This window comes from Candidatus Villigracilis saccharophilus (genome assembly GCF_016711665.1).
This window is the reverse complement of sequence record NZ_JADJSO010000025.1, coordinates 1-15,903: the sequence shown is the minus strand read 5'-3', so window position 1 is coordinate 15,903 and position 15,903 is coordinate 1. Positions and strand designations below refer to the sequence as shown.

Annotated in this window: 19 protein-coding genes; 14 read left to right on the top strand and 5 right to left on the bottom strand. The window is 49.5% G+C overall.

Annotation, left to right across the window (positions count from 1 at the left end; translation table 11 throughout):
- Window positions 1-74: 74 nt before the first annotated feature.
- A complete protein-coding gene (locus tag IPL17_RS10125) occupies window positions 75-1,523 on the top strand; it encodes a phosphoglucomutase/phosphomannomutase family protein (protein WP_345306969.1) in 1,449 nt (482 codons plus the stop codon).
- Window positions 1,524-1,644: 121 nt separating this feature from the next.
- Here IPL17_RS10125 and IPL17_RS10120 read toward each other — a convergent pair whose 3' ends face one another.
- Entirely contained in the window at window positions 1,645-2,631 is a 987-nt protein-coding gene (locus IPL17_RS10120) for an integron integrase (RefSeq protein ID WP_345306968.1), read from the bottom strand.
- 162 nt (window positions 2,632-2,793) lie between these two features.
- On the opposite strand from IPL17_RS10120, the gene IPL17_RS10115 reads away from it, so the two are divergent.
- The 9 genes from IPL17_RS10115 to IPL17_RS10075 all read left to right on the top strand — a co-directional run bounded on the left by IPL17_RS10115 (window position 2,794) and on the right by IPL17_RS10075 (window position 8,746).
- Window positions 2,794-3,393 (top strand): hypothetical protein, encoded by a 600-nt coding sequence (locus IPL17_RS10115; RefSeq protein WP_345306967.1) that lies wholly within the window; start codon window positions 2,794-2,796, stop codon window positions 3,391-3,393.
- A gap of 99 nt (window positions 3,394-3,492) precedes the next feature.
- Window positions 3,493-4,725, top strand: coding sequence for a transposase (locus IPL17_RS10110; RefSeq protein ID WP_345306966.1), 1,233 nt, complete (start codon window positions 3,493-3,495; stop codon window positions 4,723-4,725).
- On the top strand, window positions 4,722-5,003 hold the full coding sequence (locus tag IPL17_RS10105; RefSeq protein ID WP_345306965.1) for a transposase: 282 nt from the start codon (window positions 4,722-4,724) through the stop codon (window positions 5,001-5,003). The genes IPL17_RS10110 and IPL17_RS10105 overlap by 4 nt, the downstream gene beginning before the upstream one ends.
- A gap of 190 nt (window positions 5,004-5,193) precedes the next feature.
- Window positions 5,194-5,808 carry an Ig domain-containing protein gene (locus IPL17_RS10100; RefSeq protein ID WP_345306964.1) on the top strand — a complete coding sequence of 205 codons (615 nt, stop codon included), beginning with the start codon at window positions 5,194-5,196 and terminating at the stop codon, window positions 5,806-5,808.
- A 51-nt stretch (window positions 5,809-5,859) separates the two neighbouring features.
- Entirely contained in the window at window positions 5,860-6,072 is a 213-nt protein-coding gene (locus IPL17_RS10095; protein WP_345306963.1) for a hypothetical protein, read from the top strand.
- Between the two features lie 161 nt (window positions 6,073-6,233).
- Window positions 6,234-6,911 (top strand): hypothetical protein, encoded by a 678-nt coding sequence (locus IPL17_RS10090; protein ID WP_345306962.1) that lies wholly within the window; start codon window positions 6,234-6,236, stop codon window positions 6,909-6,911.
- Window positions 6,895-7,176 (top strand): hypothetical protein, encoded by a 282-nt coding sequence (locus tag IPL17_RS10085; protein WP_345306961.1) that lies wholly within the window; start codon window positions 6,895-6,897, stop codon window positions 7,174-7,176. The genes IPL17_RS10090 and IPL17_RS10085 overlap by 17 nt, the downstream gene beginning before the upstream one ends.
- A gap of 385 nt (window positions 7,177-7,561) precedes the next feature.
- Window positions 7,562-7,732, top strand: a complete 171-nt coding sequence (locus IPL17_RS10080; RefSeq protein WP_345306960.1) for a hypothetical protein — start codon at window positions 7,562-7,564, stop codon at window positions 7,730-7,732.
- A gap of 801 nt (window positions 7,733-8,533) precedes the next feature.
- Window positions 8,534-8,746, top strand: coding sequence for a UPF0158 family protein (locus IPL17_RS10075; RefSeq protein ID WP_345306959.1), 213 nt, complete (start codon window positions 8,534-8,536; stop codon window positions 8,744-8,746).
- Window positions 8,747-8,795: 49 nt separating this feature from the next.
- Here the strand turns inward: IPL17_RS10075 and IPL17_RS10070 are convergent, their stop codons facing one another.
- Window positions 8,796-8,924: a hypothetical protein gene (locus IPL17_RS10070; protein WP_345306958.1), complete on the bottom strand. Its 129-nt coding sequence runs from the start codon at window positions 8,922-8,924 to the stop codon at window positions 8,796-8,798.
- Window positions 8,925-9,067: 143 nt separating this feature from the next.
- Here IPL17_RS10070 and IPL17_RS10065 point away from each other — a divergent pair, with 143 nt between their 5' ends.
- The 4 genes from IPL17_RS10065 (at window position 9,068) to IPL17_RS10050 (ending at window position 12,311) form a co-directional block, all read left to right on the top strand.
- Window positions 9,068-9,607 (top strand): isoprenylcysteine carboxylmethyltransferase family protein, encoded by a 540-nt coding sequence (locus tag IPL17_RS10065; RefSeq protein ID WP_345306957.1) that lies wholly within the window; start codon window positions 9,068-9,070, stop codon window positions 9,605-9,607.
- Between the two features lie 244 nt (window positions 9,608-9,851).
- Window positions 9,852-10,091 (top strand): DUF3955 domain-containing protein, encoded by a 240-nt coding sequence (locus tag IPL17_RS10060; RefSeq protein ID WP_345306956.1) that lies wholly within the window; start codon window positions 9,852-9,854, stop codon window positions 10,089-10,091.
- 447 nt (window positions 10,092-10,538) lie between these two features.
- On the top strand, window positions 10,539-11,420 hold the full coding sequence (locus IPL17_RS10055) for a GNAT family N-acetyltransferase (RefSeq protein ID WP_345306955.1): 882 nt from the start codon (window positions 10,539-10,541) through the stop codon (window positions 11,418-11,420).
- An 84-nt stretch (window positions 11,421-11,504) separates the two neighbouring features.
- Complete coding sequence (locus tag IPL17_RS10050; protein WP_345306954.1) at window positions 11,505-12,311, top strand: class I SAM-dependent methyltransferase; 807 nt, start codon at window positions 11,505-11,507, stop codon at window positions 12,309-12,311.
- A 108-nt stretch (window positions 12,312-12,419) separates the two neighbouring features.
- Here the strand turns inward: IPL17_RS10050 and IPL17_RS10045 are convergent, their stop codons facing one another.
- The 3 genes from IPL17_RS10045 to IPL17_RS10035 all read right to left on the bottom strand — a co-directional run.
- The gene (locus tag IPL17_RS10045) at window positions 12,420-14,192 is read right to left on the bottom strand and encodes a GAF domain-containing sensor histidine kinase (RefSeq protein WP_345306953.1); all 1,773 of its coding nucleotides are present in this window, start codon (window positions 14,190-14,192) and stop codon (window positions 12,420-12,422) included.
- On the bottom strand, window positions 14,137-15,624 hold the full coding sequence (locus IPL17_RS10040) for a substrate-binding domain-containing protein (protein ID WP_345306952.1): 1,488 nt from the start codon (window positions 15,622-15,624) through the stop codon (window positions 14,137-14,139). Before IPL17_RS10040 ends, IPL17_RS10045 begins: the two co-directional genes overlap by 56 nt.
- Before the next feature lie 119 nt (window positions 15,625-15,743).
- On the bottom strand, window positions 15,744-15,903 hold a 160-nt coding region (locus IPL17_RS10035; protein ID WP_345306999.1), incomplete at its 5' end, for a zinc ribbon domain-containing protein.

Genomic DNA, 15,903 nt, shown 5'->3' with positions numbered 1-15,903 from the left:
CCATTGAGGAGGTTGCTCCGTCGGGAATAGCACCCGCCCTCGCAACGACTTATAAATTAATTGGAGAAATATACATGCCCATACATTTTGGTACGGACGGCTGGCGCGCTGTCATCTCGGATAGTTTCACTTTCGATAATTTACGCATCGTGGCGCAGGCCATCGCGGACGCGGTCGCATCGGAGCATTGGAACAAGTCACCCGGCGTGGACGTGAACAAGATCGTGGTCGGGTACGATACGCGCTTCCTGTCGGATCGTTTCGCGGGGGAAGTGTCGCGCGTGCTGGCCGCGAACGGATTCACCGTGCTGTTGGCGCAGGCTGATTCACCGACACCGGCCATCTCTTTCGCGGTGAAGAATAACAACGCCATCGCGGGCGTGATGATCACGGCTTCGCACAACGCGCCGCGTTATAACGGATTAAAACTCAAGGCCGCGTTCGGCGGGTCGGCGTTATCGGAACAATGCCGCCGCGTGGAAGTGTATATCAACGACAACGAAGAACAGGCGCGCGGACCCAACCTGATGGATTTCAAGAAGGCGCGCGACGCGGGCTTGATCCAGAAGTTCAATCCATTGACAGCGTATTTCGAGCACCTGAACAAACTGATCCGCACCGACATCATCGCGGACAATCCGCAGCGTTTTGTGGTGGACGCGATGTACGGCTCCGGGCGCGGCGTGATCAAATCCTTTTTGCAGGGCACGGGCTGTGAGATCGCCGAGATCCGCGGCGAGATGAATCCCGGCTTCGGCGGCGTACATCCAGAACCGATCGCCAAATATCTCGGTCCGCTGGCGAGCGCGGTCAGTTCGGGGATGGGTAATTTTGGCGTGGTCACAGACGGCGACGCGGACCGCATTGGCGCGATGGACGAGCGCGGGAATTTCGTCGACCCGCATAAGATCATGGCGCTGTCGTTGAAGTATTTGGTGGAGAATCGCGGCATGACAGGCGCGGTCGTTCGGACGGTATCCACCACCCGCATGATCGACCGTCTCGCCAAACGCTACGGCTTGAAGTTATATGAAACGCCCGTGGGATTCAATCACATCGCCGATTATATGATGAAGGAAGATGTGCTGATCGGCGGCGAGGAGTCGGGCGGCATTTCGTTCAAGGGACATATCCCCGAAGGCGACGGTCCCATCATGGGCTTGCTGTTGGTCGAGATGATCGCCGCTTCGAAGAAGTCGCTGTATGAGATGGTGGAGGATCTGCTCGCGGATGTGGGTCCCGCCCTATATGAACGCGCGGACCTGCGCCTGAGCCGTCCGATCGCCAAAGCCGAGATGACCGAGTTCCTGACCCAGAAAGCGCCAAAGGAGATCGGCGGTCAGAACGTGGACGAGGTCAGTCAACGCGACGGCGTGAAGTACATCATGGCAGACGACTCGTGGCTGTTGATCCGCCCGTCGGGCACGGAGCCTGTCCTGCGCGTGTACGCCGAAGGCAGGAGCATGGAAATGGTCAAGGCGCTGCTGGCGTATGGGAAGACAGTGGCTGAGAGCGTGGTGTAGAAAATGAAAGACCGTTGAAAAAATCAATGGTCTTTTTTATTTGGGCGAGTGTGTAAAAAACCTGCACAACTATTAATTCGGCGCGAGGGAAAAGATGGAGAATGAACGCTTCGCGTGAAGGTCAGGAATCGAGGGGAGATTTGACGGCGAGACCGCCGCGCTGAAGCACATGGGTGTAGATCATGGTGGTCTTGACATCTTTGTGACCAAGCAGTTCCTGGATGGTGCGGATGTCGTAGCCGTTTTGTAAAAGATGTGTGGCGAAGGAATGGCGGAGGGTGTGGGGAGTAACGTGTTTATTGATGTCGGCGCGGCGGGCGGCTTCCTTGATCGATCTTTGTACAATCGTTTCGTGGATATGATGACGGCGGATAATGCCTGTGCGTTTGTCTGTGGATATTTCCGCCGCAGGAAAAAGATATTGCCATATCCAGTCTTTATCTGCATTTTTATATTTACGTTCCAAGGCATTAGGCAGGTATACCGAACCGTGACCATCGGCAAGATCTTTTTCGTGAAGGGATTTTACGTATCTTAGGTGAAGCTGCAGTGGTGAAATGAGCGAATCGGGGAGGATTGTGAAGCGGTCATTTTCGCCTTTGCCATCCCGGACAATCACCTGATGATTTTCAAAGTCAATGTCCTTGACGCGCAAGCGCATACATTCCATAACGCGCAATCCGCCGCCGTACATGACCTGAGCAATGAGTTTATTTGTGCCGGTGAGGTTGGCGATGAGGCGCTTGACTTCATCTTTGGAGAGGACGATCGGAACAGTTTTGGCTCGCTGGGGGCGAAGTTCGGCGAGTTGGAGTTCGTCGAGTTGGATGTTAAGGATATGGCGGTAGAGGAAGAGGATGGCGCTGAATGCCTGATTCTGGGTGGAGGCGGCAACTTGCTGGTTGGTTGCGAGATGGGTGAGATATTGTCCGATCTCTGGGATGCCCATTTCTTTGGGGTGGCGTTTGTTATGAAAGAGAATATAGTTCCTGACCCATTGGATATAGGTGCCTTCGGTGCGCGGGGAGTAGTGTTTGATGCGGAGGGCATCGCGGTATTGATCGAGAAGTCTTTTTTCTTGAGGGGCTGCTGAAATTGGTTGAGACATGTTTTGCCTCTCTGGTAAAATAGCGTTACGGTATATAGTATGTTATACGATTTTCGCTGTATAACACCCCGCACGGGAGTATTTTACAACAATTGTTGCTGAACACATAGTTGGGCGTTTGTCTTATGACTGGCGTTATCTGAAAACAAAAGGATTTTGGGATTGAACAAGTATATTTCTGCATTTTTTATAATATTTTTTCTTTCTGCTTGCTACACTCCCACCCCACCGCCGCCATATAACCGCTACACTCCTTCAAAAGCATCTGGTATTCACTTGGAATTTGATTATCCAAGTTCATGGATTGTTAGTGAAAATACACAGGATATGGATTATATATTTATTGGTTTGACAGATTCGCAATCTAATACCGTTCCGACTCGTTCTCCTAATGACCCTCACGGTACACCAAGTGATTTTAGGAGAATCCGTATTTTGGCTGTTACAAGACCAGGACAAACTCTTGCTTCTCGATTTAATGAATATAAACAGGGCGGAAGTAATGAAAACTGGATAATGCAGCTAAATGAATACAAGACTACAGTAGATGGGTACGATGCGAATGCTCTAGAATATCAAATCCAGCCAAATGCTAGTATTGATGGCAATGGCTATACATCGTTGATGTTTGAAAAGAGCGTGTTTTTCGCTGTCAAAAATCAAATGTATCAGATTACTTTTTTGGTTTCAGAAAAAGAGCGTGGCGGTGAATTTGAACAAGGATATGAGTATTTTTTAAACAGTTTGAAAATAGTACCTTAGCTTACACTACGTGAACGCAATCCGTTGAAACTGTCGAAAAAGGTGGGGAATTTTAATAACCAATTCCATGCGACGGGGGTTTTATACGCAGAGGACTCTATGGCAAAATACAAACCAAGCAATGAAAAACAAATGGTCATGCTGCCCATATCACTCCAGGACCAACTTGTTCCTGGAACCTTGGAGCACACCATCAACCGACTGGTGGAGGAGAACATCGACCTGTCGGTCTTTGATGAACGCTACAAAAACGATGAAACAGGCGCAGCCGCCATCCATCCCAAGATCCTGCTCAAAGTGATCCTGCTGGCATACGCCAGAGGCATGATCAGTTCACGCCAGATCGAGCGTGCCTGTCAGGAAAACATTATCTTCATCGCGCTGTCGTATGGGTATGCCCCCGACCACAGCACGATCGCTTCCTTCATCTCTTCGATGCAGAGCGAGGTTCAGACCCTCTTCAGTGATGTCCTGCTGGTCTGCGAAGAGTTGGGATTGCTTGATGGCACACACTTCAGCCTGGATGGGGTGAAACTCTCGGCCAATGTCTCGAAAGAATGGAGCGGCACGATCGAGGAACTCAAACACAAACGCGATAAGTTGGAGGAAAAACTAAAGCGGGTAATCGCCGAACATGGACAGGCGGATCAACATCCGCAAGTGGAAATCGAACGACAGAAGAAACGCGAGCGCCGTTTTCAGTTGCAGGTCGAACGTCTGAATGAATTCCTAAAGGATCGTGAACCGAAGCTTGGCAGCGAAGGCAAAGAGATCCAAAGCAACGCGGTGGATAATGCATCGGTCAAGATGCCCTCCTCACACGGAGTGGTTCAGGGATACAACGCCCAAGCCTTGGTCGATAGCAAGCATCAGGTCATTCTTGCGGCGGAAGCGTTTGCCAGCCAGGATCACGAAAACCTCAAACCGATGTTGGATGGCGCGAAAAAGAATCTGGTCTCCATAGGCAAAACCCCAGACTACTTCGAGGGGAAAGAACTCACTGCCGATAGCAACTATCATTCGCTGAACAGTTTGAAGGTCTGCAAAGAGGAAAAGGTGGACGCGTACATTCCCGACATCCAGTTCCGCAAACGCGATCCGCGCTTTGCCGATCAAGAGCGTTTCAAAGAGAAGAAGAAAGCAGATGCCCAGTCGAGTCCTTTCAGCGCGGCTGATTTTTCTTATGATGAAAGCAAGCGCGTCTATCTCTGTCCGAACGGAAAAGAACTGAAGTGTCATGCGCGCAACCAGGTCAACCGTCACCGAACGTATGATGTCTATCATGCCCGTACCGAAGACTGCCGGCCTGTCCGCTGCGCTCGCGCTGTTTGAGCAAGTCGGATACTTCGCGCAGGTATCTTTCCATTCAGGTGGATAGCCAGCAGCCAAACCTGATTGATGAGATGAAGGCGAAGATCGACAGCGAGCAGGGCAAGAAAATCTATGCGCGGCGGCTCGCGATTGTGGAGCCGGTCTTTGCGAACATCTGTGTGCATAAACACATGGACCGTTTCACCCTACGCTCCAAACGGAAAGTGGATGTACAATGGCGGTTATTCGCTCTGGTTCACAATATCGGCAAAATCCAAATGTTCGGGGCGCTGATCTAAGCCTAGTTTGAGCCTGTTCACCCCACTCCACCGCTACCTGCAGGGTTTGACCGATGTTGGTCTCAATCTTTACTCTCAATATTCGTTTTTTCGACAGTCTCGTTGAGCGGTTAGACCTTTATTTCTGCTAAGCCGATCTGGGCGGTGTAGGTACATTCCCCTACCATTTGCTAGCCAAATAGGTGTCAACATGTCAAATCAAGATCAAGCAGAGGCCTTTGCACTAAGCTGCAAGACGATATTGCTCACTTTTATACTGCTCTTGGTCTGTCTGGGATTGTTTGCGTGTGGCGGTGGGACAGATAACGCCGGTGGGGGCAATACAACAGCGCCAACAGCTATAACTTACAGCACCAACCCGGCTGCTTACACCAAAGATATAGCTATTACAGAAAATTGTCCCACGGTTAGCGGCGGCAAGGCGACCGCATTCACAGTAAGCCCTGCTTTGCCGGCCGGGTTAAGTTTGGATCCGTCTACCGGTGTAATTACCGGCACCCCAATAACTGTTGTGGCGCAGACCTCATATGTGGTAACGGTCAAAAATGCGACGGGCAGTGTAAGCGCGACACTTTCACTATCGATTGAGAAAGCTGTCGATCTTCTGGAAAAGTTGGCAATAGCCAGGGAATCTATGGCGTATGGGATCGATCTGGTTTGCATCTTGTTTCGGACTATCCGTTTATCCGCGGGCAAGGGTATGAGCAAACGTGGGATGAAATCAACAGAACAGTCCGCAGCTCGTACGACTGGTCGAAGCTGGATGCACGACTGCAGTTTTCTGAGGAGCAAAACGAGAAAATAAACATCAGATAACAACGGTTGGTGGTGCTTCCAAGGCACCATGCCATCTTGGATGTTCGAAGAAAATGGCGGAGGGGTGCCAAAAGTCTCAGGAGATACTTATACCTATGGTTTTTATCTCGACCCTGAATTCAAGGTTTATTACGCCGAGATGGTGCAGGCCTTAGCCAGACATTTGCGCCATGAAATTCCGCCAAATTTACAAGCGCGGATCAATTCTGTTCGGGTTGACACTGGTGCCACTGGGGACGAAGCCCCCCTATGAAAATCCGGGTAGGTTTGCGAATACTCCGTTTGAGATTAGTGATACCCAGTGGCAAGCCCATCGGCTTTGGGCATTCGAAGTCTATCGGGCAGCCTTCCAAGACGGAGCTGGTCCTGTAATTTCATTGTTGTTTCAGGATATTGAGAACACCAATTATCCTGTTGAGTGGAAATGGGTTAACGGTTAACGTCAAAAGGGGTTTTGGTGCCAAATATGGCGGCGCCGTACGTGGTCACCACCTGACTAGCTCTCAAGACGTGAGTGATTCGTTCCGCAGTGTTGCCATTGATCCACCTCTAGGTATAAAAATGTTTTCTCGCAATGAAATGGACAGGACTTGTACTAGATCTTTTTTTCAGCTCAATATACGCCTGAATATGTATTGGGCGGCTGTAGAACAATTGCATGCTGGTTTAAATATATGGGATATCACTGGGGTGTGCTTGGAAAGCACTTATGTTGACAACTTTCCTTTTGCTTTCGAGTTTTTCAATAAGTGGGCGGCAGAGCTTGACCCAGTCACCGCAGGTGGCGGGTTCAGTATCTTTCATGAGGGGCTTGATTCCTCAGATACAAATGAATTTCGAGAATCGACGTTTGGACGGGCCATAAAAACTAACAAAGAGCGATACAGCGCAATCACGAATGCCTACTCCGGGCAAGGCGCGCTGATGGATGATCTGGAGGCTGCTATCGAAGGCAACGTAAAGCAGCGCGTTATCCAGAAGGGGTTTAATGATGCAAGCTGGAGAATCGTTCCGGGCAATTACGAACGATTCATCACGCAGATTGATCCTGAAACCACAAGCGAAGGTGTGTGGCGTGTCAAGGACCATTGACATCCACTTCCATCCTTATGATCGCTTTGCGCGGAGATTCGATCATGCTTCTGGTAAGGATGCAATGTATTTTGATATCCATGACAAGCTATTGCAGTCGCAGGAACAGCCTGTGCAGATTTCTGTAGATTATCTTGATCGTGGAACCGGCCTATTCTCATTGCAATACGATGCTGTTGGGAATAACCAGAAAACTGCATTTGGTAACAAAAAACAACACAAATACATGGAGGACTCGCTCGGTTGCTCACAGATTGGTTTTTAAACTATGGCCCGCGTGGAGCAGATTTCATGTTAGTAATATGGACTCGGATGATGAAATTTTCCATGCGTGGAAATTATCAAACTTGCTGATATTAGTGCGGAACCATTGGCCAAGGTACCGTTACCGCTCGAAACAATGCCGCGGCCTATACCGCTATACCAAGTTCTGTGATGGAGGGCAACGACTAAGAGTTGGAGGTTAACCTGCAGCAAATTGAGCAATGCATCGGCTGGAGTGGTTCTTTGACTGGAACAAACATACGGCCATTTCTTTTCCCGTCTCAGGGATACTCGACTTACAGCGCATTTCTCGTACATCGGTAGCGGGTCTCAAACGAACCATTGTTTAGCCTTGATCCGATTAGTAAAGCGGATGCCAGCAGGTCTTGCCTACTTGGCAAATATTTCGGGAACTGCTAGCATCCAATAACCCATCCGTAACCTTCTCCAAAGTTTCCAGCCCTGCGTGGCTTATTATCGCCGCCAATGGAGCGCTCTCCGGTACACCGACTTTAGCTGATGTTGGCTCGATCGCTGGAGCATCCAGGTTGCGCTAGTGATGGTGGCACGGATGACAATACTCGTGATTCGAGTTAATAGTGTGGGGGCTCCCAGCGAGCAGCACATCATCAGAGCCACTTGGTTTAGTTATCCGCCTCCCGCCAGCAGACTACCGCTGTGACCGCTCATATCAAGAGGAACCCTCGCCACTTTGCGAAAGACCCGCCAGTCTAGGTAGTCGCCCTTGACGTCCGTCGTCCTGACGGGTCAAACCGTCTGCGTCTACCTATGATGTGAACAAGGTGTTCAGAGCGATGGGTCTGGGGTGTGATCGGCGGGTATCCTGAACAGAAAAACGCCGAGATATAGTGTCTAAGACAAGATAGAGGGATACTGACCAGTGAGAGGTAGACCTTCGCTGTTTTGTCTGTTCGATCTGCAGTTTTGGGGTGTTTTAGGTGTTTTGGGTTGGTTAGTTTTCCCGATTTTTTGCCCGTTTCTGTCTCAAAGTCCCTACTAATAATCTTTGGGGACTTTCAGGTTTTCCTAGTTCACCTCCCCGCGCTCAGTGGCGCGGTATCCTTGCTCTGCAGATACCTCCGCGCCTGAAAAGTCCACAGGTAAAGTAATTACGATTAGAGATGATGATTTTGATTTCGTAAGTATGGAAGAAATCTTTGATAAAACCGAAGAAAATGACGATGAAGTTGAAATTGATAACCCTCAAGTGGCTATTCAGATTTAGAGACAGAATTCTTCCAAGATGTAAGAATGTCAAATTGTTCGATGATGATTATTAAAGTGCCAACCAAGTTTGATATTCATGAGTATGAACTTATGGAAAATTTGGTCTTTCCATGTCAAACGAAAAGATTAGCGATACGCTCTTAAGTAAAATTCGTGGTTCTGGCGCATTTCGCAGATTCAGAGATACGATTTATCAGTATGGGATTGAAGAAGAGTGGTTCAAATATAGAGACCAAGCATATAAAGAAATTGCTATTTCATGGCTTGAAAGTCACGGTTTCGATTATATTGACGACATGAATAGGCGTGAAAAAAGCGTTTGAAAATTTTATTCGTTTGCAAAAGTCAATTTATTCTTTCGGTTTACGTCATCTAAAAAGCCAGCGTTTTAGGTAAGCAGGCAGATTGCGCAGCCAAGCGTGCGGTGTGCGTGTGGGAGTCTGCGCGATTTACCAGCATTTTTCTGGCTTCGAGTTTTTCCTGCTCCCAGGCAGAGTCCACGCCCGCCTCAAATGCAAACGTTTAAATTTTCCAAACTCCCGCTTGGCTCGAAAGGTCGGCGGGAGTTTTTCATTACAATGACACATGAAACAACAAGGGAAATGACATATCATCTTAATGAAAGAAAAACCATGGAGCGAGACATGTCACTTTACTCCAAATGGGCAAAAAAGAAACAAACTGAGACAGGAAGAATATTGGCACTCATCCCCGCGGGCGTGCTATTTTTGTATCTGCTTCCGCTCGCCATCACCAAGGGCGGTACATCCATCGACCGACATTTTGTCTTGCCTGCCCTTGATTTCGGCACGATCAACCACATCCTCGGTGGAATATTGATGGTCTTGGGGTTCTCCTTCGCCCTTTGGTCGATCTATGATCAATTTTCGCGGGCAAGCGGAACGCCTTTGCCAATGTTACCCACTCAGAAACTGCTTGTAGGAGGTCCGTTCCGCTATTGCCGCAACCCGATGACCCTCGGGACCATCACAGCCTATCTGGGTATTGCGGTCTATGCTGGAACCATTACAGGCATCGGCATCGTGCTTTGTTTTGGCACGTTGCTGGTGCTCTATCTCAAACTGCTTGAGGAGAAGGAATTAGCCGAAAGGTTCGGCGAAGCCTACCTGATATATAAGCGGGAAGTCCCCTTTATCATTCCGAGACTTCCTAAGCGGCATTAACCGCGGGCGGGCTGTGAACGCAGGTCGCAGGGCGGGTCCGTGCGTTGAGTATGGCACATCGGAAGTTGTATGGAAATTTAAGTGGATAAGGAAGGGCTACCCAAGCCATTGGACAGTTCCTTGCACAACGAAAATGCGCATATCGCGATTGAAGAGTCATGATCCCGATAGTCTTTGCAAGCTCTTGAAAGCGCCATGGCTTTATCTTTGTAAAAATCCATGACGAAAAAGGAGCAAAGAATAAATGAATAAAATAATTCGAGTTTCTTCCTGGCTGAGCATTCTTCTATTTGTTGGGGCTGTGGTTTGCATGCTCGCGTTCAACATGATTGGTGCAGAAGTTGACGCGCAAGGCATGCTGCACGAGCCTTTCTTTCTGATCCCGCTGTTTTGGTTGTTCTTTATGTTCAGCTTGATTGCAGGCGGTGTGAATATCCTTGCACGGATTACGCAAACAAAACAAAAGAAACAGATAAGCCAATAGATCAAATGTAGTATCTTGATTATTGTTTCGATAATTCAAATCAATCTTATTAATTCGTCATGGATTTTCAGCTGATAAGTAAAAGGCCTCCTACTGCAAAGTGGGGAGCCAGAAGGGGACTGCCGCTTCGACTCAAGCAATTCCATTCTTCCAGTTGGACGGCGTGTTACATCATCACATCATAAGTAACGTGAATAATGGATAAGCCAAACCCACCATAATGTCACCCTGAGGGAGCGTTTTTCAGCGACCGAAGGGTCTCGGATACGGCCTGGTAGTGATGCTTCGGGGCACACCGTCCCTGCGTTCGGCGCAGGGAAAACCGCCCCTCAGCATGACATTCATTCGTTATCCATTATTGAAGTTAATTACCGATAAAATCCAATGATCAGAAGGGCAATCCATGCTTACTGGCGGGTGGTTGCGTCTAAAGATCGGAGCTCATTTATGGAAAGTTCAATACTGTTCGATGACAATGACATTCAGGCGATGAGAGAGCTAATGGAGCGAATCGCATCCAGATCAACGATCGTTGACTTTGATGAGCAAATACTGCTGTCATCGACCAGGGAGACGACTCAGATCTGGAAACAGGATAATAAAATCGTTGGTTTCGCATTCATGGACGAATACAACAATTTATGGTTTGATACCGAAACGGAATTTTCCCTGCTCGACGAGTTGGAAACTGAAATTATCGAGTGGGGTGTTCTTTGTAGAAAAAGACACATTGTTGAAATAAGCGCAGACCATACATTGGATTGCACCTGTAACGCAGATAATTACCGCCGCATCAGCACTCTGGAAAATCATGGATTTATCCTCGAACCAGTTCGCTCTCTACAATATTCACGCCCTCTCAATAAACAAATTGCCGAATATCCACTTCCAGCAGGCTTTTCAATTCGTTGCGTAAAAGGCAGGGACGAAGCATGGCAACTCGTTGCCTTGCATCGAGCCGCCTTTGGGACAAATAATATGACCATAGAATACCGTTTGGCGATGATGAGCACGCCGCAATATATTCAGGAAATGGATTTGGTTGCAGTTGCTCCAAACAATGAATTGGCTGCTTTTTGTGTCTGCGGTTTTGATGATCCAGAGAAAAAAATTGGCACGACCGATCCCATTGGCACCCATCCGTCATATCAAGGAATCGGACTGGGTAAGGCAATAACTTCCGCCGGCTTAATCGCCCTTAATAATGCGGGCGCGAACACAGTCAGGCTCGGTACAAGCAGTGAAAACATCGCCATGCAGAGACTGGCAATTGCCTTGGGATTTGTTTGTGTCTCCGAAAAACTATGGTTTTCAAAAGTCATCTCATAGCCGCCCACCGATGAGCGGCAGCGCCATCCCTGCCTGACAGGGATATAAAGCAAATCAGCAGGCCAGCCTTTGATAAGTTGGCAAATGAAATTTCAAGGAGGCGTTCATGAACAAAATGAGGGACTCATCAACAGTAAAATACAATATGAAACGACTGCCAATCTTAAGACACGAATCTCACTCCATGAAAAATATAGTACGAACAAACTGGGGTTCGGGAATTGGCTTTTTAACAACTACCAATTCGGGGAACAAGCCTCGATACTTGAAGTTGGCTGCGGAACTGGAGATCTGTGGAAAAGTCGCAGCGCCAGTATTAAAAACATAAAGAGACTGGTAGTCTCCGATTCCTCTGAGGGGATGGTGAATGCAGCCAGGGCAAACATGGGAGATCCTGAAAATATTGAATACAAGATCGTTGATGTATCGGATATTTGCTTCCCTGACGGGTCATTTGATTTTGTAATTGCCAACATGATGCTCTATCACGTCCCTATGATTGAAAAAGCGATCTCCGAGATCCATCGAGTATTAAAGCCGCGCGGCATTTTATATTGCACCACATTTGGCGAAAATGGAATTGCAAAGTACATCAATCATCTCTTTTCAGAACTTGAACTCACCCTGGGCATTGACAGCTCATTCACCCTGCAGAACGGTGGTCAAAAACTTGGCAGGGAATTCTCCAGGGTAACACGGATTGATTACCCGGATGGATTCGAGATTTCAGATCCGTCTGATCTTGCCGATTACATACTCTCTCTTTCAAGCCTGATGAATTCCGGCAATCTATCACACGCCGCTCTGGTTGAGGTATTTGAAAAAGAGAAAGGTCCCGATGGCCTGATCAAAATTCCAAAGGAATACGGAATGTTCATTTCAGAAAAGTAGCGCGCGCGAACTTATGAAGGTCGAATTTTCGACAAAGGATTGATCAAAACAAGAACGGGACAGCGAATTCGTTGTCCCGTTCTCATTCCAGAAGAATGATCTTTACTTTCACTTCACCAGAGGGATTCGTATAAAGAACGTGCTGCCCGGGAACCTTTCCTCATCCTGTCCTTCACTCTCCACCCAAACGCTGCCGTGCAGCGCTTTGACGATGCCGGAGGCGATCGCAAGGCCAAGCCCGGCGCCGCCGCCCTTGTAACTGGCGCGGCTGGAGGAGTGCAACTCCACCTTGCCCAGTTGATATAACTTCTCAAAGATGATCTTGTGATGCTCCGCATCAATGCCGATACCGCTATCCTTCACGCGGATCTCCGCGCAGCGGCCGAGGTGCGGATCATCCACCACACATGCAGACACATGGATCGAGCCGCCGTCAGGCGTGAACTTGATCGCATTGACAATGATATGTTCAAGCGCCTTCTTCAGCAGGTCAGAATCAGCCATCAGCGGGGGAATGTCGCGAATGGCATCCTCGATGCTCACGGTCTGCCCGCGGTTCGCGAGATCTTCCATGAAATCCTTATGGATCAGCCGCAGGATCAGGCTCAAATTGACAGACTCAGTATGCGGGGTGATGGACTGGCTATCGAGACGCGCCACATCCAGCATACTGGTGACGATCTGCTGCAAACGGTTGCTGCCCTGCAAGACGCCTTCGACCGCCTGTGACAGCGCGGGGTTGTTTTGAACGAGCGGGTCGATCTGCAGCATGCCAAGATAACCCAGCACCACGGTCAGCGGGGTGCGCAATTCATGCGCAGCCACCTGAATGAACACGGATTTATTCTGGTCATGCTTTGCCAGATTCTTATAGGCAGCGTTCAACTCTTCCACCCTTTGGGAGACCATGCGTTCCATCATCTGATTGATGCTGGTGACCTCGTTATATAAACGGGCGTTCTCCAGCGCAACGATCGCCTGCATCGCAAAGGTGGTTGCCATCAATCCGTCATCGTCGTTGAACGAGCTCAGCGCTCGGCTGAGCAGCAGCAAACCGATCACCTTGCTCTTCGAATACAGGGGCACACCCAGCCAGGAACGGTCTTTGGGCAGCCATGCGGGTTGTTCCCAGTTCTCCACTACTTTTGAATCTTTGACGAGCAGCGTCTCTCCCTTACGGGCGACCGCCTTGTAAAAATCAAGTTGATTGACCTTCAGGAAAAAGCCTGATAGATCCGCATCCACCTCAAACCCGTGATGCGCATGGATCTGCGGTCTGCTGTTGACATCCTCGATGAACAAGAGTCCCCGGTCATAAGGCAGGACTGCCTGCAGTTGTTCAAGGATCTGCTGCGGCAGTTTCTCGATCGTGGTCAGCGACGACAACTGACGCGACGAACGAGCCAGCGCTTCCGCCCCCCGCCGCCGCGCCTGCTCAGACTCATAAAGTTTTTCGTTCTTCGCCGCGGCTTTTTCCGCTGCATCGCGCGCGCGCGCAAGTTCCACCGCGCGTTCACGCGCTTCGTTCAGCAGGCGCTCCACTTCTTTCTTGGCCTGTTCACGCTGCTGGACAAGCATCGTCCGCAGCAGCGCGCTGGAAAGCAGATTCTTCAAACGAACATAAATATCCCAATCGGCCGGACCCATTTCAGCCCACATGAACCCGAAACGGTTGCTCGCCAGGGTCAATGGCATGACGACCGCGTCATAGCGGTGGTCTTCCGGAGTCTTTCCATGTGGCACCAAACCGCCAGTGGCAAGCGAACGCTTTTCCTTTGGGATGCCAAATTTGTTTTCATCATATTGCAGCAGCAGTTTGTAACTTTCAGGCGGCGGCGAGGAGATCGAGCCCGGCGCTGACATCACTGTAAAACATGACATACCAGCGTTTGAATCCCAGCAGCGGGAAATTCTTTGAGATGGCACTCCCGATCTCTTCAAGCGACATGGCCGGAGCCATTGAGAAACTGAAATTGTTAAGCGCTTCTTCGCGCCGCTCGAACTGCAGACGGCGATAGGCCTGCGCGCGCTGCGACAGTTCACCCACCAACAAACGCGCCTGCTGAAATAGATTTTCCGCCCGCAGCATTGTGGTGGTGCTGGTGATGCCCCCCAGCGCATATTTCCTGAACGTCGAGATCACATTATGCCAGGTGGCTGAATCAAACCCGTTATCCTGCAATACCTCCACCATGGATTGCACGGTTTTCATAAAGGCGTTACTCCTGTCTGTGTCACGCAAACTCGCGAGAAACACATCCCAGGCGCGGCCAAATACGTCGCGGTATTGATCCTTGAGAGGATCATTCTCAAGGATCCCCGCCGCTCCGAACAGGGCGTTGATGGCGGTATCCCTTTTGTTCTCAAGCCGCCCGGTATGCGAGACCTCTTTCGGGAGGACGACCGCTCTTTGCACATTTTCCGGCAAACATCCGCACGACCAACGCACGATCAATTGCACCGGCAGAATATTAACATCATTCACCTGCACACCGTTCATTCGATTCAATAACGCGCCGAAAGCCTGCCTGCCTGCCTCGATAAAGGATTGATGCACGGTGGTCAGCGGCACACCCAGTAATTGGGATTCTTTTACATCATCAAAACCGGTTAATGCTATTTTGTCAGGGACTTGGATACCGCGCTGCTGCAAAGCCTCCATAACGCCAAATGCCATACGGTCATTGGATGCAGCGATGGCTTGCACCTGAATACCGCGTTCATCAAGCAAGGTACGCACAGCCGCGCGTCCGCTCTCTACTGTGTGATCTCCCTCCATAACGAATTGTTCTTCGAATGGGATATCGTGCGTCTTGAGTTCATCCAGATAGGCGTTAAAACGCAGGTCAGACTCCAAATGTCCCCTGGGACCGCGCACGAAGGCAATGCGTTGATATGCATGCGCTTCGATCAGGTGGCGGATGATGGAACGCATCCGCCGGGTATTATCCGCCATAAAAGAAGATACGCCCTCCGCCTGTATCGCAAAAGAAGCGACAGGCGCGGGCTCAAAAAGGCTGCAAAAATTCCTGATTTCATCTGCGGAGGTATCGTGACCCATGTCCGCTGTGAGCAGGACGCCATCGAACTGCCCTGGCTTGATCAGGTCATACAAGCCGTAAGATTGCCTGTCCATACCGTGTGCGGTCAGGGCGGCCGGTTTGCCGCCCACAAAATAGATCACATTCGTATCGTGGGTTTTGGCTGATTCCAGGACGCCGGTCATAAATTCCGAGTCAGCCAGGCGGCTTAGCTGCGCGCCAAGTACGGCAATTGTCTTCCGTTTTCCGTCCAATCTTTTTGTAGGTGACATAGTGGTGTGCAGAAATTATAAGACAGGAGCCGTGTATTGATATTGTTAATATCTTAACAATTTTCTTTGCGCTCTTTGCGGCTCAACGGCAGAGAAAGCATAGTAAACGAACCCCACAGCTAAAGCAGGGGGCTTTGTCCCTGAACACGAAGGTTCGAGACCATTGGCAGGTTTACTTCTGCCCTGACTGCGATATTCACAGCCGCTACTCTGTCCGCATTGCCAGAGAAGTTGCAAGCGGTACAAAGGAAAACAGATTGAGATTTACGATTGGCTTTA

Coding starts and splice junctions, on each gene's coding strand:
- IPL17_RS10125 (WP_345306969.1), top strand. CDS start 75: ATGCCCATACATTTTGGTACGGACGGCTGGCGCGCTGTCATCTCGGAT.
- IPL17_RS10065 (WP_345306957.1), top strand. CDS start 9,068: ATGTCACTTTACTCCAAATGGGCAAAAAAGAAACAAACTGAGACAGGA.
- IPL17_RS10045 (WP_345306953.1), bottom strand. CDS start 14,192: ATGTCATGTTTTACAGTGATGTCAGCGCCGGGCTCGATCTCCTCGCCG.
- IPL17_RS10110 (WP_345306966.1), top strand. CDS start 3,493: ATGGCAAAATACAAACCAAGCAATGAAAAACAAATGGTCATGCTGCCC.
- IPL17_RS10060 (WP_345306956.1), top strand. CDS start 9,852: ATGAATAAAATAATTCGAGTTTCTTCCTGGCTGAGCATTCTTCTATTT.
- IPL17_RS10055 (WP_345306955.1), top strand. CDS start 10,539: ATGGAAAGTTCAATACTGTTCGATGACAATGACATTCAGGCGATGAGA.
- IPL17_RS10100 (WP_345306964.1), top strand. CDS start 5,194: ATGTCAAATCAAGATCAAGCAGAGGCCTTTGCACTAAGCTGCAAGACG.
- IPL17_RS10075 (WP_345306959.1), top strand. CDS start 8,534: ATGTCAAACGAAAAGATTAGCGATACGCTCTTAAGTAAAATTCGTGGT.
- IPL17_RS10120 (WP_345306968.1), bottom strand. CDS start 2,631: ATGTCTCAACCAATTTCAGCAGCCCCTCAAGAAAAAAGACTTCTCGAT.
- IPL17_RS10040 (WP_345306952.1), bottom strand. CDS start 15,624: ATGTCACCTACAAAAAGATTGGACGGAAAACGGAAGACAATTGCCGTA.
- IPL17_RS10050 (WP_345306954.1), top strand. CDS start 11,505: ATGAAATTTCAAGGAGGCGTTCATGAACAAAATGAGGGACTCATCAAC.
- IPL17_RS10095 (WP_345306963.1), top strand. CDS start 5,860: ATGTTCGAAGAAAATGGCGGAGGGGTGCCAAAAGTCTCAGGAGATACT.